This window comes from Comamonadaceae bacterium M7527, from assembly GCA_021044545.1.
Taxonomy (GTDB): domain Bacteria; phylum Pseudomonadota; class Gammaproteobacteria; order Burkholderiales; family Burkholderiaceae_C; genus RS62.
Genome location: CP087990.1, coordinates 388,355 through 408,279, shown reverse-complemented (window position 1 = coordinate 408,279; position 19,925 = coordinate 388,355). Strand labels below are relative to the sequence as shown.

19 protein-coding genes and 3 pseudogenes are annotated in these 19,925 nt (G+C 56.7%); 13 read left to right on the top strand and 9 right to left on the bottom strand.

Going from position 1 to position 19,925, the window contains the following annotated elements:
• The first annotated feature begins 115 nt into the window (after positions 1 to 115).
• From LN050_01940 to LN050_01930, 3 genes are all read left to right on the top strand, one after another.
• Positions 116 to 799 (top strand): DsbA family oxidoreductase, encoded by a 684-nt coding sequence (locus LN050_01940; protein UFS56651.1) that lies wholly within the window; start codon positions 116 to 118, stop codon positions 797 to 799.
• Positions 800 to 928: 129 nt separating this feature from the next.
• Positions 929 to 1,186 carry a DUF3297 family protein gene (locus LN050_01935; GenBank protein ID UFS56650.1) on the top strand — a complete coding sequence of 86 codons (258 nt, stop codon included), beginning with the start codon at positions 929 to 931 and terminating at the stop codon, positions 1,184 to 1,186.
• Positions 1,187 to 1,196: 10 nt separating this feature from the next.
• Positions 1,197 to 1,388, top strand: a complete 192-nt coding sequence (locus LN050_01930) for a hypothetical protein (protein ID UFS56649.1) — start codon at positions 1,197 to 1,199, stop codon at positions 1,386 to 1,388.
• Between the two features lie 35 nt (positions 1,389 to 1,423).
• On the opposite strand, the gene LN050_01925 is transcribed toward LN050_01930, so the two are convergent.
• Entirely contained in the window at positions 1,424 to 1,891 is a 468-nt protein-coding gene (locus tag LN050_01925) for a CopD family protein (protein UFS56648.1), read from the bottom strand.
• Positions 1,892 to 2,150: 259 nt separating this feature from the next.
• Positions 2,151 to 3,250 (bottom strand): annotated as a pseudogene (locus LN050_01920) (helix-turn-helix transcriptional regulator).
• 128 nt (positions 3,251 to 3,378) lie between these two features.
• Between LN050_01920 and LN050_01915 the strand changes: the two are divergent.
• From LN050_01915 to pta, 5 genes and pseudogenes are all read left to right on the top strand, one after another.
• Complete coding sequence (locus LN050_01915) at positions 3,379 to 4,104, top strand: ABC transporter permease (GenBank protein ID UFS56647.1); 726 nt, start codon at positions 3,379 to 3,381, stop codon at positions 4,102 to 4,104.
• Complete coding sequence (locus tag LN050_01910) at positions 4,104 to 4,817, top strand: ATP-binding cassette domain-containing protein (protein UFS56646.1); 714 nt, start codon at positions 4,104 to 4,106, stop codon at positions 4,815 to 4,817. Before LN050_01915 ends, LN050_01910 begins: the two co-directional genes overlap by 1 nt.
• Positions 4,817 to 5,631 (top strand): annotated as a pseudogene (locus LN050_01905) (substrate-binding domain-containing protein). Before LN050_01910 ends, LN050_01905 begins: the two are co-directional and overlap by 1 nt.
• Before the next feature lie 220 nt (positions 5,632 to 5,851).
• Positions 5,852 to 7,660 (top strand): sulfoacetaldehyde acetyltransferase, encoded by a 1,809-nt coding sequence (gene xsc, locus LN050_01900; protein UFS56645.1) that lies wholly within the window; start codon positions 5,852 to 5,854, stop codon positions 7,658 to 7,660.
• Between the two features lie 82 nt (positions 7,661 to 7,742).
• A complete protein-coding gene (pta, locus tag LN050_01895; GenBank protein ID UFS56644.1) occupies positions 7,743 to 8,726 on the top strand; it encodes a phosphate acetyltransferase in 984 nt (327 codons plus the stop codon).
• On the opposite strand, the gene LN050_01890 is transcribed toward pta, so the two are convergent.
• From LN050_01890 to LN050_01880, 3 genes are read right to left on the bottom strand one after another with little or no spacing between them, the layout of a single operon-like run.
• Entirely contained in the window at positions 8,727 to 10,478 is a 1,752-nt protein-coding gene (locus LN050_01890; protein ID UFS56643.1) for a cobalt chelatase, read from the bottom strand.
• Positions 10,479 to 10,485: 7 nt separating this feature from the next.
• A complete protein-coding gene (locus tag LN050_01885; protein ID UFS56642.1) occupies positions 10,486 to 11,451 on the bottom strand; it encodes an AAA family ATPase in 966 nt (321 codons plus the stop codon).
• A gap of 21 nt (positions 11,452 to 11,472) precedes the next feature.
• The gene (locus LN050_01880; GenBank protein ID UFS56641.1) at positions 11,473 to 12,318 is read right to left on the bottom strand and encodes an IclR family transcriptional regulator; all 846 of its coding nucleotides are present in this window, start codon (positions 12,316 to 12,318) and stop codon (positions 11,473 to 11,475) included.
• A 129-nt stretch (positions 12,319 to 12,447) separates the two neighbouring features.
• Between LN050_01880 and LN050_01875 the strand changes: the two genes are divergently transcribed.
• Positions 12,448 to 13,491, top strand: coding sequence for a putative sulfate exporter family transporter (locus LN050_01875; GenBank protein UFS56640.1), 1,044 nt, complete (start codon positions 12,448 to 12,450; stop codon positions 13,489 to 13,491).
• On the opposite strand, the gene LN050_01870 is transcribed toward LN050_01875, so the two are convergent.
• The 4 genes and pseudogenes from LN050_01870 to LN050_01855 all read right to left on the bottom strand — a co-directional run bounded on the left by LN050_01870 (position 13,484) and on the right by LN050_01855 (position 16,057).
• Positions 13,484 to 13,861 carry a Lin0512 family protein gene (locus tag LN050_01870; GenBank protein ID UFS56639.1) on the bottom strand — a complete coding sequence of 126 codons (378 nt, stop codon included), beginning with the start codon at positions 13,859 to 13,861 and terminating at the stop codon, positions 13,484 to 13,486. The two genes, LN050_01875 and LN050_01870, sit on opposite strands and share 8 nt — an antisense overlap.
• Positions 13,854 to 14,207 carry a Lin0512 family protein gene (locus LN050_01865; protein UFS56638.1) on the bottom strand — a complete coding sequence of 118 codons (354 nt, stop codon included), beginning with the start codon at positions 14,205 to 14,207 and terminating at the stop codon, positions 13,854 to 13,856. The genes LN050_01870 and LN050_01865 overlap by 8 nt, the downstream gene beginning before the upstream one ends.
• Positions 14,208 to 14,245: 38 nt before the next feature.
• Positions 14,246 to 14,608 carry a cupin domain-containing protein gene (locus LN050_01860; protein ID UFS56637.1) on the bottom strand — a complete coding sequence of 121 codons (363 nt, stop codon included), beginning with the start codon at positions 14,606 to 14,608 and terminating at the stop codon, positions 14,246 to 14,248.
• Between the two features lie 25 nt (positions 14,609 to 14,633).
• Positions 14,634 to 16,057, bottom strand: a pseudogene (locus LN050_01855) (FAD-binding oxidoreductase).
• A 349-nt stretch (positions 16,058 to 16,406) separates the two neighbouring features.
• Here LN050_01855 and LN050_01850 point away from each other — a divergent pair.
• The 4 genes from LN050_01850 (at position 16,407) to LN050_01835 (ending at position 19,884) form a co-directional block, all read left to right on the top strand.
• Entirely contained in the window at positions 16,407 to 16,802 is a 396-nt protein-coding gene (locus LN050_01850; GenBank protein UFS56636.1) for a nuclear transport factor 2 family protein, read from the top strand.
• Between the two features lie 86 nt (positions 16,803 to 16,888).
• A complete protein-coding gene (gene dctP / locus LN050_01845; protein ID UFS56635.1) occupies positions 16,889 to 17,884 on the top strand; it encodes a TRAP transporter substrate-binding protein DctP in 996 nt (331 codons plus the stop codon).
• 91 nt (positions 17,885 to 17,975) lie between these two features.
• Positions 17,976 to 18,470 (top strand): TRAP transporter small permease subunit, encoded by a 495-nt coding sequence (locus LN050_01840; GenBank protein UFS56634.1) that lies wholly within the window; start codon positions 17,976 to 17,978, stop codon positions 18,468 to 18,470.
• Between the two features lie 73 nt (positions 18,471 to 18,543).
• Positions 18,544 to 19,884 carry a TRAP transporter large permease gene (locus tag LN050_01835; GenBank protein UFS56633.1) on the top strand — a complete coding sequence of 447 codons (1,341 nt, stop codon included), beginning with the start codon at positions 18,544 to 18,546 and terminating at the stop codon, positions 19,882 to 19,884.
• The last annotated feature ends 41 nt before the right edge of the window (positions 19,885 to 19,925 follow it).

Sequence of the window (19,925 nt, the reverse complement as noted above, 5' to 3'; positions counted from 1 at the left end):
TCTGCGACTTGCTTGCCTGCAACATATCTGTTTTCCGAGTAGTCACCACAGTCACCTAAAATTGAAAGATGCGCGCGGTGACTGCAGCTCGCCACAACCACCTCAAAGCCAAACCATGACCATGACCACCGCCCAAGCCGTTACCTCACCGCTACACATTGACATCGTCTCAGATGTGATGTGCCCCTGGTGTGTCATTGGTTACATGCAACTTGCACGCGCTTTGGAGACGCTTGGCACGCCACACACGATTCGCTGGCACCCTTTTGAGCTCAACCCCAACATGCCCCCAGAAGGCCAGAACATCACCGAGCACATTGCTCAAAAATATGGTGCGACACCCGAGCAGTCGCAGGCCAGCCGTGTGCACATGACGCAAGCCGGAGCCGCCGTGGGCTTTGAGTTTGCCTACACAGACGATATGCGCATGCACAACACTTTTAACACCCACCAGCTGTTGCACTGGGCCGCGCAACTTGGGCGCATGCATGATCTCAAAATGGCGCTGTTTACGGCGCACTTTACCCACGGACGCAACCTGTCAGACGACGCCATATTGGCTGATATTGCCGCCAGCATTGGGCTGGACCCAACGCAAGCGGCGGCTGTACTGGCCGACCAGCGCTTTGCGGCCGAGGTGAGAGCCGCCCAGCAGTTTTGGGTGCAGCAAGGCATTCAAAGCGTGCCGGCTGTGGTGTTTAACAAGCGTCATTTGGTCAGCGGTGCGCAAGGCGTAGACAATTTCACACAAATCTTGCACCAGCTCAACAGCATGTCTGATCAGCCTGATGCCGCGTAGACCATGCCGCATTTAGTTGATCGCTTTAATTGCTAGTATTGAGTTGCCAGTATTGAGTTGCTGGCATTCAGTTGCCAGTATCCAGGCCATACAACAAACCCCTCAGTTCTTCTACACCTACAGCCCAACATGACCGACTCCACCACCGCGCCCCAGCGCCCAGCACTGCCAGACCGTCTGTCTATTGACCCCAAAAGCCCGCACCATATGGCGGCGATTTTTGAGCACGACATTGGCATTCGCTTTAACGGCAAAGACCGTAACGACGTAGAAGAGTATTGCGTGAGCGAAGGCTGGGTGAGAGTGCCTGCGGGCAAGACACTCAACCGAAAAGGGCAGCCCCTGCTGATCAAGATCACAGGCACAGTCGAAGCTTTTTACCGTTAATGGCAGACCTATGACAGAAGACTTACGCTGCTGCGGAAGCGGCACTTGCATCATCAACGCAGAAGGCTTGTGCTGGTGCGGCCAACAATGGGATGGCGACACAATGTGCCGCCCACCCTTGGCACCCGCGCAGCAAACAGGCGTAGACGCCAAACCACCAACGCCCAGCGACCATACCGACAAGGACACCGGCACACGATGACTGGACGTCGTGTGCTGGCAGCTGGCAAAGCGCTGCTAGGCCAGTAGCACGATTGCCACAATCGCAACGCCTATGGCCAGATTGATGGACACCCAACGCTTGATGGTGTCCATGGCCTTGGCGCCTGCGGCCCAATCCTGTGCAGCGACGGCACGGTCCAAGCGCTTGTACAGCGCAAACCGAATGTGACCCAGCACAAGCACCATCAGCACGCCCAGCGCTGCCATGATGGTCCAGCTAAGTGGCATGGCAAATGTGCCTCCAGCCTGCACGGTCTGCTTGGCAACGCGGCCCATCATCCAAAAGCCACTACCCAGCACCACTGTGGCGCACCACATGGCTACTCTGAAAAACCGGCCCAATGCGCCATGCATCAGTTGCAGCTTGGCTGCGGGCTCCAGCTGCGCCGCTGCCGGGCGTAAACAGAACAACGAAAACACCATGCCGCCTAACCAGACGATGAGGGACAAAATGTGCAGTAACTTGAGCGTGGCGTAGAGCATGGGGTATTTTTAGTGTGTTGATGGGGTTGGCGGCACAGCTTGAACCAAACAAGCTGTAACTTTGTTAAGAGGTGGTGTGCGGCTTAAAGGTTCCGTGGGCTGCCATGGGTGGCCTAAGCCAGACCGCAACACCCGTTACACACAACTCAGGCACCTCTGACCCGAGTGTATGCGCAAGCGGCTTTGTTGCTGGCTTTGTTGCTGGCTTTGTTGCTGGCTTTGTTGCTGGCTTACTGCTCATTTACGGCTAATCTGTAGCTCACTTACCGCTCAGTTTGGGCTTTAGCTGCCACCACTGCAATGCCTGGCGCAGCGACAACACCTTGCCGCTTTGGTAACTCACATAACCCGGCACCGCGCCCAGCAGTTTGACCACTGGGCGCTTTGCAAAATAAGCTGCAGGGCTTGCACGGCCGGTTGGCTTAGCACTTGTTTGCGGCATACCAGGTAATAGTGTTCTCGCAGCAACGGTACAAAGCCCAGGCCATGGGCGGCGGCTGCTGATTGCGTCCCCAGGCCGGCATCAGCCTCACCACTGGCCACAGCCAAGGCGACCGCACTGTGTGATGGTTCATAGCGGTCATAGCCCAACAGTTGCCTGGCCTGCACCCCCTGCTCTTTCAGCAATTCGTCAAGCAGCACACGCGTGCCAGAGCCAGACGTACGGTTGACGTAACGCAGCCGCCAGTGGGCTATGTGCCTGAGGCCGTCAATGTGCCGCGGATTGCCTGCGGCCACCATGAGGCCTTGCTGGCGCGTGGCAAAACCCAGCAATTTGTGCTCTCCCGTTTTAAGCAGTGGCTTGTAGGTACGCGCCGACACACTGGTGGCGCTGGGGTTGTCGCGCACATGAAAGCCTGCCAATGCGCATTGCCCACTGTTAAGCGCCTCAAGGGCCGACAAACTGCCACCAAACTGAATGTCTAAATGCACGCCCTGACTCGCTGCGTGGGTTTGCAACCTGGGCAAGCCGTCGTCGTGGCTGGCAAACAGGCTTAGCACATGGGCATTGGCCTCAAAGGCCAGCGCCAGCGTGCGTTCCAGCTCTGCGCGCATGGCTTCAATTTTTGGCGCCAGACGCGCCTGGGCCAGCCGCTCAGTCCATAGCAACTTGTCTGCAAAGGGTGTTAACTGCGCGGCTTGACCACGCTCCCACAACAACAAGGGCTGCGTCAACTTCACCTCCCAGTCTTTGAGCAAGCCCCATACGTGCCGATAAGACAAGCCCATGTCGCGCGCTGCGGCTGAAATAGAGCCCTGTGTGCGCACGGCAAACAGCAAATCCAGCAAATCGTTTTGGATGTGTGGCTCGGACGCGCGGTTGTCAGCCAGCTGATAACTTAAAAGTACTTTTCGCATAGGCGAAGTGTGCCTGAATTCAAAGGCATCACTGCCCAACAACGCAAGCTGTGCTTATGCAAACCATTACATAGCTTTCAACCCCACGCAACGCTGCCAGGCCGATACACATAGCATGCGCCATCGCTATGAATACCTTCTCTGACAGCTTGCTACAAGCACTGGCCCTCATCGCCTCAGCCGACCCCGTGTTGTGGGGCGTTGTAACGCGGTCTGTGGGCGTGAGCGCCACGGCCACACTACTGGCATGCGGCATGGGCATGGTCTTGGGTGCCTGGCTTGCGGTGGCACGTTTCAAAGGGCGCAACTTGGTGCTTACGCTGCTCAATACATCACTGGGCGTTCCCGCGGTGGTGGTGGGCCTGGTGGTGTATTTGCTGTTGTCGCGATCAGGTCCCTTGGGCTTTTTGGGCTGGCTGTTCACGTTTCAAGCCATGGTGATTGCCCAAACCGCACTGGTGCTGCCCATAGCCACCGCCCTCACCCGCCAAGCCATTGAAGACGCTGACCAGCGCTACGGCGAGCAACTGCTGTCGGTGGGTGCCACCACACTCAACCGGGGCCTGTTACTGGGCTGGGATGAGCGCTACGCCTTGCTGACGGTTTTGTTGGCGGTATTTGGTCGCGCCATTGCAGAAGTGGGCACCGTGATGATTGTGGGCGGCAACATAGAAGGCTTTACACGCGTCATGACCACGGCCATTGCCCTTGAGACCAGCAAGGGGGATTTACCCATGGCGCTGGGCCTGGGTGTGGTGCTGTTGCTGCTGGTACTGCTGCTCAATGCCGCCGTGTCGTGGGTGCGCCTATGGCGTGAGCGCGTGGACGTGGCTCCAGCACAGGGGGTCTTGTGATGCTGTTTGACTGGCAACAAGTCAGCGCCTCAATGGGTGGCCTGCGCCAAGTGAAGGCGCTGCGCAACATCAGCTTGCAAGTGCACGCCGGTGAACGCATTGCCATCATAGGGCCCAACGGCAGCGGCAAAAGCACGCTGCTGCGGGCGCTGCACGGCTTGCAAGCCACGCAAGGCCAGGCGTGGCGTGCACCGTCGCTGTGCGAAAAAGGCGCGATGGCCATGTTGTTTCAACGCCCTTACGCCATGCGCATGAGCACGCTCAACAACATACGCGTGGCGCTGTGGCTGCAGTCTGTGCCATGGGCGCACACCAAGTCCCTGGCCATGCAAGGTCTGCACAAAATGGGGCTGCAAGCAGTGGCTGAGCAAAATGGCCGAACCCTGTCTGGCGGGCAATTACAGCGCATGGCATTGGCCAGGGCCTGGGTGCTGCGCCCACGCTTGTGGCTGCTGGACGAGCCCACGGCCAGCCTGGACCCCCATGCCAAGCGCGACGTGGAAGCCCTGATTGCGACGTTTGCGCAAAGCGACGACAGCACACTCATTTTCAGCAGCCACAACCTGGGCCAAGTGAAGCGCCTGGCCCAGCGCGTGTGGTATTTGCAACAAGGCAGCCTGCTGGCTGACATGCCTGTTGCGCAGTTTTTCAATGAGTCTCATCTAGAGGCGCAGTGTCCAGAAGCCTTGGCTTTTATTAAAGGAGAAATCTAATGAACCGTCTTGCCACCCACCTGAAGATCACTGCAACCGCGCTGTTGCTGAGCTTGAGTCTGCATGCCGAGGCCCAAACGCCTTCCATCGTGGTGGCGTCCACCACCTCCACCGAACAGTCGGGTCTTTTTGCACACATATTGCCCATTTTCAAAAAGGTCTCAGGCATAGACGTCAAGGTGGTGGCACTGGGCACTGGGCAAGCCATTGACATGGCACGGCGTGGTGACGCAGACGTGCTGTTTGTGCACGACACAGCAAAAGAAAACCTGTTTGTGGCAGATGGATTTGCGGACAAGCGCTACAACGTGATGTACAACGACTTTGTAGTGGTTGGCCCCAAGTCAGACCCAGCCGGTGCACGCGGCAATGATATTGGCAACGGCCTACAGCGCATCAGCAATGCGAATGCCGCCTTCATCTCTCGTGGTGACAAAAGCGCACACACGCCGCCGAGCTGCGCTACTGGAAGCTGCTGGGCGACAACGCCAGCAAAGGCACCGGCTACAAAGAATGCGGCTGCGGCATGGGCCCCGCTTTAAACATGGCGTCTGCCAGCAATGCCTATGTGCTGACCGACCGCGCCACTTGGCTCAACTTTAAAAACCGTGGTGATTTAAGCGTGCTGCTAGAGGGTGACAAGCGATTGTTTAACCAGTACGGCATCATGTTGGTGAGTGCTGCCAAGCACCCACACGTCAACACCGCGCGGGGCCAGCAGTTTGTTAACTGGGTATTGAGCCCATTGGGCCAAGCCGCCATTGCCAGCTACACCATAGGTGGCGAGCAACTTTTCTTCCCCAACGCGCAGTAATTGGGCTGGACCCAAGCCAGACCCAAGCCAGTCCCAACATGGAGGGCCTACAAACTGTGACGTGAGAAGCTGTGACTTGAGACCGAGTAGGGCTTTGAATTCCGATTTTTGGAATAATTCGGCTCAAATAAAAATATTTCTTGCCAATGTGGTGCAGGCGTGATTAGAATCCGTCACCAATCATTTTTTTGGAACTTTTTGTACCACTTTTGGAGAAATCATGAACAGCACCTCACCGCAAGTACCCTCTGGTCCCCAGCGCATGACGCCGTCCGAGGCTTTCGTCGAAACCATGGTCGCGCGTGGCGTGAAGGCCATGTTCGGCATCATGGGCTCGGCCTTTATGGATGCCATGGACATTTTTGCTCCAGCTGGCATCACATTGATTCCCGTTGTGCATGAGCAAGGCGCAGGTCACATGGCCGATGGTTATGCCCGCGTTACCGGCCGCCACGGTGTGGTGATTGGCCAAAACGGCCCCGGTATCAGCAACTGCGTGACATCAATTGCTGCGGCATTTTGGGCACACAGCCCAGTTGTGATCATTACGCCTGAGACCGGCACCATGGGTATGGGTTTGGGTGGCTTCCAGGAAGCCAACCAGTTGCCCATGTTCCAGGAGTTCACCAAGTACCAGGGCCACGTGAACAACCCCAAGCGCATGGCCGAGTACACCGGTCGTGTGTTTGACCGCGCCATTTCAGAAATGGGCCCCACCCAGTTGAACATTCCCCGTGATTACTTCTACGGTGAAGTCACCTGCGAAATTCCCGCCGAGCAAACGATTGAGCGTGGCGCCGGTGGCGAGAACAGCCTGAACGAAGCCGCAGAATTGCTGGCAACGGCCAAGTTCCCAGTGATCTTGTCAGGCGGCGGCGTTGTGATGGGCGATGCAGTCGCAGAATGCCAGGCTTTGGCTGAGCGCCTGGGCGCACCCGTGGTAACCGGCTACTTGCGCAACGATGCTTTCCCAGCAAGCCATCCCCTGTGGGCAGGCCCTTTGGGCTACCAAGGTTCCAAGGCCGCCATGAAGTTGATCGCGCAGGCGGACGTGGTGGTGGCATTGGGTTCACGCATGGGCCCATTCGGCACTTTGCCGCAGCACGGTTTGGACTACTGGCCCAAAGAAGCCAAGATCATTCAAGTTGAAGCCGATCACACCAACTTGGGCTTGGTGAAGAAAATTTCTGTGGGCATTTGTGGCGATGCGAAAGCCGCTGCAAAAGCCATTACCGAGCGCTTGGCTGGCAAGGCCTTGGCCTGCGATGCAACCAAAGATGCCCGCGCCAAAACCATCGCCGCTGAAAAAGCAGCCTGGGAAAAAGAGCTGGACGAGTGGACACACGAGCGTGACGCTTACAGCCTGGACATGATCGAAGAAGCCAAAGGCGAGAAGCCTTTCAGCGGCGGTGAATACTTGCACCCCCGCCAGGTGTTGCGTGAGCTGGAAAAAGCCATGCCCAAGCGCGCAATGGTGTCAACCGATATCGGCAACATCAACTCGGTAGCCAACAGCTACTTGCGCTTTGACGAGCCACGCAGCTTCTTTGCACCCATGAGCTTCGGTAACTGCGGTTACGCATTGCCAACCATCATTGGCGCCAAGTACGGCGCACCTGATCGCCCCGCCATTGCTTACGCTGGCGACGGTGCATGGGCAATGAGTATGGTGGAAATCATGACTGCGGTTCGTCACAACATTCCCGTAACGGCTGTGGTGTTCCACAACCGCCAGTGGGGTGCCGAGAAGAAGAACCAGGTTGACTTCTACAACCGCCGCTTCGTGGCCGGTGAACTCGAGAGCGAAAGCTTTGCAGGCATGGCACAAGCCATGGGTGCTGAAGCCATTGTTGTCGATAAGCTGGAAGACGTTGGCACCGCGCTGAAGAAGGCCATAGACATGCAGATGAACGAAGGCAAGACCTGCGTTATCGAAATCATGTGTACCCGTGAATTGGGTGATCCCTTCCGCCGCGATGCGTTGGCGAAACCCGTTCGTTTGCTGGACAAGTACAAAGACTTCGTTTAAGGCAAACCCATAGGGCTAACCTGTCATGCGCCGTTGTGCGTTGGGCAGGTTGGCCCTTTTTTATGGTTAAAACTTCAGCACCATGATCAACGAATTAGCCGCGCGCGCGAAACGCTCACCCAAACGCCTCGTCTTACCCGAGCTGGCAGATGCCCGTGTGCGCGAGGCGGGCTTGAAGGCGCACGCCGATGGCGTGGCACAAATCATTTTTGTTGGCCATGCCGCTGACGCACAAGGCGCGGCCGGGACCGTTTGGCCTGCCGATGTGGTGGTTCACGACCCACAGACAGATGAGCACCGCTACCGATTGGCCAAGGCGTTGCAACTATGCCGCGCCAAGGAAAACCTCAGCATTGAAGACGCCTTGAAGCGCATTGAAAACCCCTTGACCTTCGCCGCCATGCTGGTGCGCGAGGGTGATGCCGACGGCATGGTGTGCGGTGCAATAACGACCACCGCAGACGTGGTGCGTACAAGCATTCAATTGATTGGCGTGGCCAAGGGCACACCGTTGGTGTCCAGCTTTTTCTTGATGTACAAGGCGGGCGATGGCACACAGTTGCCGCAGCAATTTGTATTTACGGACTGCGGTTTGGTTATTGAGCCAAGCGCACAAGAGTTGGCACATATTGCCAGCGCAGCGGCAAATAGTGCGCGCCAGCTGATGGCCGTTGAGCCGAGGCTGGCGATGTTGTCTTTTTCAACCGCCGGCAGCGCACGCCACGAGCGCGTGACCAAGGTGCAAGAAGCCACCGCGCTGCTACGCGACCTGCGACCCGATCTGCCGGTAGACGGCGAGTTGCAACTGGACGCGGCACTGGTGCCTGCTATCGCAGCGCGCAAAATCCCACAGTCCAAGGTCAAGGGCAACGCCAACGTGCTGGTGTTTCCCAATTTGGATGCAGGCAACATTGGATACAAGCTGGCTGAGCGTTTAGGCGGGTTCACCGCCTTGGGGCCCTTGTTGCAAGGCTTGAACAAACCCGCAAATGATTTGTCCAGGGGGTGTTCAGCGCAAGATGTCTACGGCGTAATTTGCACGACTGTGGTGCAGGCACAGTCTTGATCAGTGGCGTTTTCGCAGCGCGCGTTGCGCCTCGAAACCCACCTTCAAGATGTTGCCAATGCTCTGGGTTTGAACGATGTGTGTATCTGTCCAGCCCAGGCAGTGGCGGTAGTACACGCTGAGGTCTAAGCCAACACCAAGCCCCATGACGGCCACCGACCCAGCACGTTCAAGTTGACGCAAAACGGTACGCAAATGATGGTCTAGGTAGTACTCGACATTGGTGCGTTGTGTGGCGGTTTCCATTGGCGAGCCATCTGAGATCACCACCACCAGGCGCTGGGTGACAGGCAACGCCATCAGGCGGTCTGCCGCCCATTGAACGGCTTCACCGTCAAGACCTTCGCGGTACAGGTCTGGCTTGAGCAAGGCCGCAATCGACAGGGCTGCAGCGCGGCGGGTTTGACTGGCCGACTTCAACACCATATGCAGGCGCTCGGCCAAGCGCCCTGGCTGATCAGGTCGGCCCGCCCTCTCCCACGCCTTTTGGGCTTTGCCGCCGTTCCAGGATGCTGTGGTGTAACCCAACACCTCGGTTTGAACACCCGCACGCTCAAATACGCGGGTCAACACCTCCACCATGGGCAACACACGCGGCAACTGGTTGCGCATAGAGCCCGAGCAGTCCATCAGGATGGAAACCGCTGCGCTGATGTCGGGCTGGTAGCGCTCTTGCTTGAACACGTTGCGCTCTTGCGGCGACGTTACCAGCATGGACAGCCGCTCCGCGCTGAGGTAGCCAGACTCGGTTTCCAGCTCCCAGCCATTGCGAACCGGTACCGCCCATTGCCGACGCACACGCTGCGCCAACGCGCCAATATTCACGGGCGAATCCAGCAGCCAGTCATCAATCTGTCGCCGGTACCCTGGCAGCAAGGCGGCACGCACCAAGTCTTCGCCCGTGCGCTCCAGGTCAAAACGGTCGGTAAAGATACGGTAGCCCGTGCGCTGCGCCTTGATGTCTTTCCCATCGCCCCAATCGGTTTGCAAGAGGTCTGTAAAAGGCTTTTCAATCGGGCGCAGCAAGGCGGCCAGCAAAGCGGCTGCGCGTTTGCTGAAACGGCGCGCACCAGGTGGCAAGGACTGCGCCTCTGCCTCTAACCACTGGGCAACACCCAAGGCCACCAACCAGGCCGCCTGGGTGTAAGCAGCAGCGTCGTGACGCTGGCGGCGCATGACCTGAAAGTGACCACCCCATTGCGGTCCAACCAGGGAGGCCCGCATGGTCTCCATGACATCGGTATCTTCGTCGGCAATCGCTTGGCCATTGATCAGGCTGCGCGCGCTGCCAATGACTGTGAACAGCAACAAGCCGGTTTGGGTCTCTGTAATGAGTGAGGCTTTGAATTGCATCACCCAGTGTTCGTAGGCTTCAAAGAGGTTTTGTTGTACACCTGGCCAACGCGACGCTACGGTGTATTCATCGCGAAATTGACACAACACGCCGTATACCAGGTGCGCCATACCCAGCTGGGCGCTGGTATCAGGGGACGGGTGATCACGCAGCGTAGCGCCTAGCAAATGCGCGGCGGCCGCGTCAGCACTGGCACGGGCCTGGGGGCCGTCCGTACGCGAATCATGGTGCGTGGCACCCGTCTGTATGCCCGCCTCACCTATGAACAGTCGGTGTGCGGATGGGTAAATACCCATTTCACCGGTGAGCGCGCGCGCAACGCCAGCGGACAGTTCATCGGCGTCGCGCAAGGCGATGCCTGTAACCGGGGCTTGGGGTGTCACGTGCGTGGCGGACACGAGCAGATCAAGCGCGTGGCGCCGCGTGCGTATCGGCAAGCGGCAGATTTTCAGCAAAGCAGCGCTGGTACAGCTCGGCTATCAGGGGGTGCTCGCTGGGCTCACACTTGTTGAGATAAGACAACTTGAAAGCCAGCACGCGGTCTTGGAAAAGCGCTGCATTTTCACCCCAGTTGATAAGGGTACGCGGCGACATCAGCACGGACAAGTCTCCCATGGCATGGCTTTGGCGTGTGAGATTGGCCATTGCAATCATCGCGTTGGCAATGCGCAGGCCCTCGCCCTGAGCGAGGCTGGGGACTTGAGCGGTCAAAATGGCCAGCTCTTTTTCTGGCGGCAGGTAGTTCAGTGCGACCACCAGATTCCAACGGTCCATCTGCGCCTGGTTGATTTGCTGCACGCCGTGGTAAAGCCCTTGCACATTGCCTTGACCCACTGTGTTGGCTGTGGCAAACAAGCGGAAAGCCTTGTGTGGATGCAGCGTGCGGTTTTGCTCCATCAGGGTGAACGAGCCTTCACGCTCCAGCACACGCTGGATCACAAACATGACATCGGGGCGGCCTGCATCGTACTCGTCCAGGATGAGCGCAATGGGCTTGCGCATACACCACGGCAAAATGCCTTCTTGAAATTTGGTGACTTGGTGACCGTCTTGCATCACTATGGTGTCTTTGCCCACCAAATCAAGGCGGGTGATGTGTCCATCCAGGTTCACACGCATGCAAGGCCAGTTCAATCGCGCGGCCACCTGCTCTATGTGTGATGACTTGCCACTGCCGTGCAAGCCTTGCACCAACACGCGTTTGTTGTGCATAAAGCCCGCCAAAATAGCCTGCGTCACCTCGGGCTGAAATTGATAGGCGGGGTCAACCGGTGGAACCAAGTCCATACCAGCGGTGAAGCCGTTGACGCGAAAGTCGGTGTCTAAACCAAATAACTCGCGTGCTGAAAATGATTGATCGGGCACTTGCATGGTAGCTTCCGTTGGCCGGGTTTATGCCGACTGGTTATTCAAATCTGGGCCGCTCGCAGCTTGCTCTTCAATGGCCTGCAAGGCTGATGCCGCGCGCTGCAGCGCAGGAATCGCAGCCTCGACACGCGGTTGGGTCAGGCGCATGCTGGGGGCCTGAATGGCAAGCCCCAAGTTCGATGCCCGGTTCGTACTGGGCACCAACACGGCCACACAAATAAGGCCGGGCAGGTACTCCTCGCGGTCGTAGCCCACGCCATCACGTTTGACGGTGGCGATCTCGGCCTCAATGGCCTCCAGGTCGGTGATGGTTTTGGGCGTGAAGCGCTCCAGGGACACCTGCCCCAGAAGGCGACGCCGCTGGCTGGGTGTCATCTGTGCCAAAAACAACTTGCCGGTGGCCGAACAATGCGCCGGCACAACCGAACCCGCTTGTAGATAAAAACGCAGCGGTGCGGGCGTTTCAACGCGGTCCAGATACACCACCTCGGAGCCGTTGAAGGCAGTGAGGTTGCAAGTCTCTCCAACCTCCTCTACCAAACGGCGCAACACCAGATGACGCGCACCGTGAACGGTGTTGTTGAGCAACACCGTCTCGGCCATTTGACGCAGGCGCAAGCCGGTGGTGTATTGGCGACCATCGCCGTCACGCTGCACCATGCCCGCCATCTCCAACTGTTGCAACATGCGGTGAACAGTAGGCTTGGGCAAACCTGTTTCTTCCACCAATGTTTGCAAGGTGGCAAACCTGTCCATTTTGGCCAAGGCCTCCAACAACGCAAATTGGCGCATGGTCGGCTTGTCGTTGTCCAAAGCGGTGACCTTGGGCGTCACAACCGACTGGGTGATGAGCTTGTTTGGTGTTTTCATGTCTGGATGATATCAAATTTCAAAATTGAATGCAATTTGTCTCGTTTTTTAAAAAACTTGACGCCGAATCTTTCTTGGAGCATCATTGGCGCAATTTTTCGAAACCATACGTTCCATAAAAAGGAAATCATGCACATCCGCTCCAAATTCGGTGCGCTGCTTCAAGGCAGCGGTCTCGCTTCTTGGTCAAAAGGCCTTGCGCTCAGCGCGGTCGTCGCTTTGGCTGCAACCTTTGTCGCTGATCACTACGGCGGCCCCAAGTACCTCTACGCCCTGCTGATGGGCATGGCTTTCCACCACCTCAGCCAAGTCGATGGCTACAGCGCGGGCATTGAATTCGCCGCCAAGAAACTGGTTCGCTTCGGCGTTGCGTTGCTGGGCTTGCGCATATTGCTCAGTGATTTGCAAGACTTGGGATGGGGTGGTGTGTTCGCACTCATCAGTGGCTTGTTGCTAACCGTTGCATTTGGCATGTGGATGGCCAAGCGCCTGGCCCTCCCACGCAGTTTGGGTTTGCTGTCTGGTGGCGGTACGGCTATCTGTGGTATCTCGGCGACATTGGCGCTATCCGCCACCATGCCCCAAAGCAAAGAAGTCGAGGAAATGACGCTGCTCACGGCGATTGGCATCGCTGCCTTTTCAACTGTTGCCATGGTGTTGTACCCGGTCTTGGTGGTGACCCTACCACTCAGCCAGGCAGAGGCGGGGTTGTTTTTAGGTGGTTCCATCCATGACGTGGCGCAAGTGGTGGGCGCGGGCTACATCATTTCGCCCGATGTCGCGGACTCAGCCACCTTGGCCAAAATGTTCCGCGTGTCCATGTTGATGCCTATGGTGATGGTGTTTTCGCTGGCTTTCAGCGGCGCCCGTCACAATGCCAGTGACACCGACAAGCCCACTAAAAAAGCGGGCTTGATACCCGGCTTTCTGGTGGTGTTTGTTGTATTGGCCGTGTTGAACAACACGGTTGCATTACCCAAACCAGCCGTTGGCTTTTTAAGCGACCTGTCTGGCTGGTGCCTGGTGATTTCCATCGCGGCCCTGGGCGTGAAGACGTCGCTGGACAAATTGTCGGCACTTGGCTGGCGCCCCATTATTTTGCTGGCCAGCGAATCGCTGTTCATCGCCAGCTGGATGCTGGGCATGGTGCTGTTGATGCGTCAGTTCAACTGAGTCGCCACTGCGATGCGTCTATAGCCAAGAAGGCTTCGACCGCCGCGGTTGCAATAACGTGTGTGGTCCCCTGCTCGGGGTCCACCACATCCAGGCCGCCAAAAACCGCTGTGACCTCTGCGCGTCCGCGCGGCAACGCTTTGGCCACCTCATCACAGTCCACCAACGCGGGTTGTTGCACGCCAATAGTCACTTGTACGCGCATGGTTTGATGGTCATAGCCCAGGGACCGGAACAGCACAATCGACGAGTGATGCAAGGCGTCGTTGACCGCGCGGATCGCCGCCTTGGTGTAGTCCAAGCCGTAAAGATCGTTGCCCGACCCCATCTCCAGGATGATGCGCTTTTCAGTGGGGGTTTGATCAGCCATGCGCTGCCTCCATATCAAACGAGACCATGATGGCGGCATTGGCCACGACACTGGTGCCTGGCTTGTCGCGCCGCGGTATGTCCAGCCCACCTTTGACCACGGTGATATGCGGTTGACCGTAGGGAAAAATACCTTGCAAGACACTGGCGTCCACCAGGTCTGGGCGCTGCACAGCAACCTCGACGTCAATCAACATGGCCTCACGGTCAAAGCCGAACGCATCGGCCACGTTGAGGGAGTTGTGCCACAGCGCATCACGTATGGCTCGCGCGCAGGCTTCTGTGTAATTGAGGCTACGTATGGACGTGCCCATTCCGAATTGCGTGACGACGCGTTTTTTTGCCATTGGTAACACTCCGAAAAACCGCGATAGCGGCAACAAGCTCAACTGTAATCGCGAATGACGTAGTGCTTTGTGGTGGTCTCGACAACCTCCCAAAAGCCGCGAAAGCCATTGGGGATGAGGAAACTGTCACCCGCCCGGAATTCCTGAGCCGAGCCATCCTCGGCAATCAGCCGAACATGGCCAGACAAGATGGTGCAGAACTCATCACGATCGGTGAACGCGTGCCACTTGCCCGGCGTACTTGTCCACGTGCCGGCAATCAGGTCACCGCTGGGGTTGCTGTACCGCCCAACCGAGCGGTGCTGGGGGTCACCCGAAACCACCCGGTCAGGTACATCAGCCAGGCGACGCGCTTCCCACGTATCGCACTGGGCTGAAAAATCGACGACTTTTAAAACCATTGATAAGCCACTGCTAATTGCAATGTCACAGCTTCTCGTCGTTAAGCCAATACCATTTGTACAGGAAGTATTGACCAAAGCGACGGAAAGGCGCAAACATTTCCGAGCGCACCGTGTTCATGATGTTGGGGTACTCGAGTGGCGAGTTGTAAATAGGCAGATTGAAGACGTCTTGATCCATATCCTTACCCACCACTCGCTGGGCGACCCGCTTGCCGGCCCAGGTTGAGAACGAGACCCCGTTGCCACCGTAACCCACGGCATACCAGATGCTCAGCTTGGGATCGGGGCGGGTGATGCGCGGCATCATGTCGTGGCTCACATCCACCCAACCCCACCATGAGTGGTCAATTTGAATGCCTGCCAGCGGGGGAATTTGCGCGCAATAGCATCTGTCAGCAATTTCAAATGCTCAGGGCCTTGCGCATCGGCACCCGTGATAGAGCTGCGGCTGCCCAGCTGCAAGCGGTTGCCGTCCAGCAAACGGTAGTAAAAGCGCAGCGTGCGCGTATCCGTCATGAACGTTTTGGTCTTGAAGTTGCAAGCCGCCATTTCCGCGTCGGTCAGTGGGCGTGTGACCACGGAGTTGGACAAAATCGGCATGATTTTGTTTTTAACGGATGTGTGCATTTTTCCACCGGTGTAGCCACCTGTGCAAAACACCACGCGCTTGGCACGCACCACACCACCGGGCGTTTGCAAGTGGTGCACACCCGCTACCGTTGTCACACCTTGCACCGGGCTGGCTGGGTGTACCTTCACACCCAGCGCGCGCGCTTTGCGCATCAAACCAAATGTGAACTTCAATGGATGAACGCCTACGCCCTCTTCCTCAAGCATGGCGCCGCACTGTTCGCGCTCGTCACAGTGCTGCTCGCGCACGGCTTCAGCGCTGAGTATGTGGGTGTTGTAACCAAACACCTCATTGCGAACCTTGGCCATGTTGCGCAAGTAGTCCATCTTGGCTGGCTTGTGCGCCAGGTACAAATGGCCGCCGTCATAGGCTTCGCAGTCAATCTCCTGGGTGAGGGTTTTGAAGTTGTCAAAACCACGGCGGATTTCAGTGTCCAGATTTTTGGCAACGTCCAGGCCCCAACGCTCAATCCACTGGGAGCGCGACAAACGACCACTGGCGTTTTGGCCTTGGCCACCACTGCGGCTGGAGCAGCCCCATGCTGTTTGATTGGCCTCCAGCACAACGGCCTGTACGCCATGGTCTTGCGCCAAATACAAGGCAGTAGACATGCCGGTAGAGCCAGCACCGACCACCACCACGTCTACATCGACATCACCTTGAATGGGGCCGTCGTCCTCGGGCGGCGCGCCTGCAGACGCTACCCAGTAGCTGGGCGCATAGTCGGTGCCGCGTCCGGGGTTGTCGTCCACCAACGGGTCAAAAGTCGGTACGTAGGGGCGCATGACCGTGCCGCCCGGGTGTGCTGAATGCATGCTGATCTCCAGATTGTTTCTTGCCAATAAAAATTCACCAATGCCCCATACCACTGCGCGGCACACCTTTCCGTTAACGGGGGGCGTGCGCATACGGAGTCGTTTGCGCTGTCGAATCACTGCCAAGAGGATAGTGAATTGAGGCACCTGGCCGATAGCACCAGATTCAAGCAATCAATGATGCCAGCCCACACAGAGCGCTATCGGGTTAACCCTTGTGGTTGGCTCTAACGATTCAGTTTTCTTGGCTCTACAAGTCAACTGGCATCACTACCAATAATGCAGCCAAGCCAGCGATTGCAACCCGCTTGCAACAACACAACCACCACAGCGTAACGCAGGAGAGCACATGACAGTTCAGGACAACAACGTGAGCGCCCAGGCCCTGGCAGACTTTGCCCAAGCCTGGAACGACCACAACTTAGAGGCACTGATGAGCTTCATGCACGAAGACTGCGTGTTCCATGCCGTCGCCGGTCCAGACCTCATGGGGCGTACCTTCAAAGGCACGGCAGAGGTTCGCGAAGGCTTTAAGGCCGCATGGCAAAACTTCCCCGATGCCGCCTGGCTGGACGCAGTCCACTTCGTCGTTGGCGAGCGTGGTGTATCAGAGTCCACATTTGCCGGCACCAAGGCTGATGGCTCACGCATTGAGGCCCGCATGGTCGACGTCTTTACCTTTAAAGACGGCAAGATTTTGGTGAAGAATGCCTTCCGCAAAGACCGCCCAGCGATTGCCACGTAACAGGCCCGCTTGTAGCGCAACCAGTTTCGCAACATAACTAGAGTGACGCAGAAGTCGCCGTATTTTTTATAACCCAGGAGATACCTATGATTTTGAAAAAAACCGCAGTTTTGTCGCTGTTCGCAGCATCTTTGGCCCTCACCAGCGCTAGCGCAATGGCCGCAACATTCAAAGTCGCCATCGGCGATGCAGAAGGCAGTGCCCAATGGGTCATGGCCAGCAAGTTCAAAGAGACTTTCGAAGCCAAAACAGGCGGCAAGCACAAGGCTGACCTGTTCCCCAACGAGCAGCTGGGCGGCGAAGAAACCACTGTCAACAGCGCCAGCATGGGCACACTTGACTTCTCAGTTCTGGCTGTGAACAACATCACGCCTTTCTCACCAACAGTGGGTATCCTGACATTGCCCTACGTGATTCAAAGCGCCGCTGAAGCCAAGACTTTGGTTACCGGCGAAGTGGGTCAAGAGCTGACCGCAAACACCATTCGCGATGCAGGCGTTCGTATCGTGGGCTGGTCCTTCACTGGTTTCCGCGTTTTGACCAATTCAAAGAAGCCTGTCAAGACATTGGCTGATCTGAAGGGTTTGAAGATCCGCGTTCCCAAGAACGAGATCATGATCGCGTCTTACCAGGCATGGGGCATCAACCCAACGCCAATGGCCTGGGGCGAGACTTTTACCGCTTTGCAACAGCGCGTTGTCGACGGTCAGGACAACCCCTACATCACCGTTAACTCCATGAAGTTCAACGAAGTCCAGAAGTACATCACGAACATCCGTTACGTGTTCTCACTGGAGCCCATCATTGTTGGCGAAGCCATGTTCCAGAAGCAGTCTGCTGATACGCAAAAAGCAATTTTGGAAGCTGGCAAGGAAGCCACCAACTACAGCTACGACTACTTGTTGAAGACAGAAGACCGTATCCGTAAGGAACTGGTTGCCAAGGGCATGGAAATCTCTGACCCCGCTGACGGCGAGAAAGAGTGGATTGCGAAGGCAACGACCGCTGTGTGGCCTAAGTTCTACAAGAGCATTGGTGGCAAAGAGAAGCTGGATCGCGTTGCGAAAATCTTGGGTCGTTAAACCTAACGCATCAGCACCCATTTAATGGGTGCTGATGTCTGTACGATCCATGGACGAGCGTGCGAAGCACGCTCTTTTTCTAGGAGCTTCCATGTCAGTCAAGCGTCAAGCACTCGCCCTTATCGACAACGCCGAGACCCTCTTTTGCGAGGTCTTACTCGCGTTGTTTGTGGTCTTGCTGTTTATTCAAATATTGGCTCGTCAGTTGTTTGGCTACTCCATCGCGTGGAGTGAAGAGCTGTCCACTTATATGTTTGTCTGGTTCGCCTACCTGGGCGCCGTCGTCGCCGCAAAGAAGTCGGCACACAACCGGGTGACTTTCCACTTTGCCTTTATGCCCAAAATTGTGGGCAAGGCGCTGCTGACGTTCAGATCTGCTGTGGGTCGGTTTCAACTTGTATTTCGTCTACCTCAGCTACGACTTTGTGTTCAATCGGATGAACCTTTTTTGGAAAGCCCAAACACTGGGCGTACCCATGAAGTACATCTACATGATCTTGCCGATTGCCTTCACATTGATGTCCATCCGAATTCTCTGGAATCTCTACGTGAGTGTCTTCCGTGGCGAAGAACTACTGGATCCTGAAACAGCGGCCATTGAAAAAATTAAAAAAGAAAACGAACAAGCTAACGCTTGATGCCGTTTAGGAGCCCTTACTATGGATTTGTACGTTGCAGAATTACTGTTTGGCGGCTTCGTCATTCTCTTGCTGATTGGCGCGCCCATTACCGTTGCGCTAGGCGGTGCGGGCATGATGGCCTACATCGCGCTGGATAAAGACCCGATAGCGCTGGTTCAAATTGCATTCAACTCGGTTGGCAGTTTTCCGCTGATGGCCTTGCCCGCTTTTGTGCTGGCTGGTGCGCTGATGGAGGCCGCCGGCATTTCAAAGCGCCTGGTGGACATCGCGGAGACCCTGGCAGGCCCAATCACGGGCGGCCTGGGTGTTGCCACAGTCGTTGCCTGCCTGTTCTTTGGCGCCATTTCAGGCTCTGGGCCTGCCACCACTGCCGCTGTGGGTATGTTGATGATTCCTGCGATGACACGGCGCAACTACGACCGCCCTTACGCGTCAGCGGTCACTGCAGCATCAGGTGGATTGGGCATCATTATTCCCCCGTCTATTCCAATGGTGATTTTTGGCATTGCGGCTTTGGGAATGCAACCGCCGCCCGAAGCGGTAGAGAAATTTGGCTCCTTCGCCTCCATGTCCATACCCAAGCTGTTTATCGCGGGCGTGATACCCGGTACGGTTATGGCTGGTAGCTTGTTGCTGATGAACTACTACATCTCTAAAAAGAATGGCTACAAAGGCCTCACAGAGAACTGGTCTTTCGATGATGTGCGCGCATCCCTGCGCCGAGGTATTTGGGCAGCGTTGGCGCCCTTGATCATCCTGGGAGGCATTTACTCAGGCCTGTTCACGCCGACTGAGTCCGCCATCGTGGCCATTTTCTACACCTTGTTCGTTGGTATCTTTATTCACCGCGAATTGAAATTGCCACGCATTTCGGAATCACTGCGCACGACCACCTGGATTACCGGTCGCGTGCTGTTGATTTTATTCACGGCAACCGCCTTTGGCCGCCTGCTGGTGGAACAACGCATACCCGCTCAAATAGCTGACTCCATGCTGTCCCTCACGGACAACATCTACTTGATCTGGACCATGGTGATTGTCTTCCTGCTGTTCGTCGGTATGTTCATGGAGACGCTGGCAGCCATATTGATCCTGGTCCCCGTGTTGTTACCGGTCATGTACTCGGTGGGGGCTGACCCCACGCATGTGGGTATCGTGGTGATTTGTACCCTGTCCATTGGCTTTATGACACCGCCATTGGGAGAGAATCTTTTTGTGGCCTCGGGTATTGGTGGCGAGACCGTTGAGCGCATCACCGTCAGGGTATTGCCGTTTGTACTGGTGACCACTATTGCGGTATTCACCATCGCGTTTGTGCCCCAGATATCACTGTGGTTACCCAGACTGGTGGGCTACTGAGCCAGCGATATCTCGACAAATAAAAGGCTGTTTGATGCGCA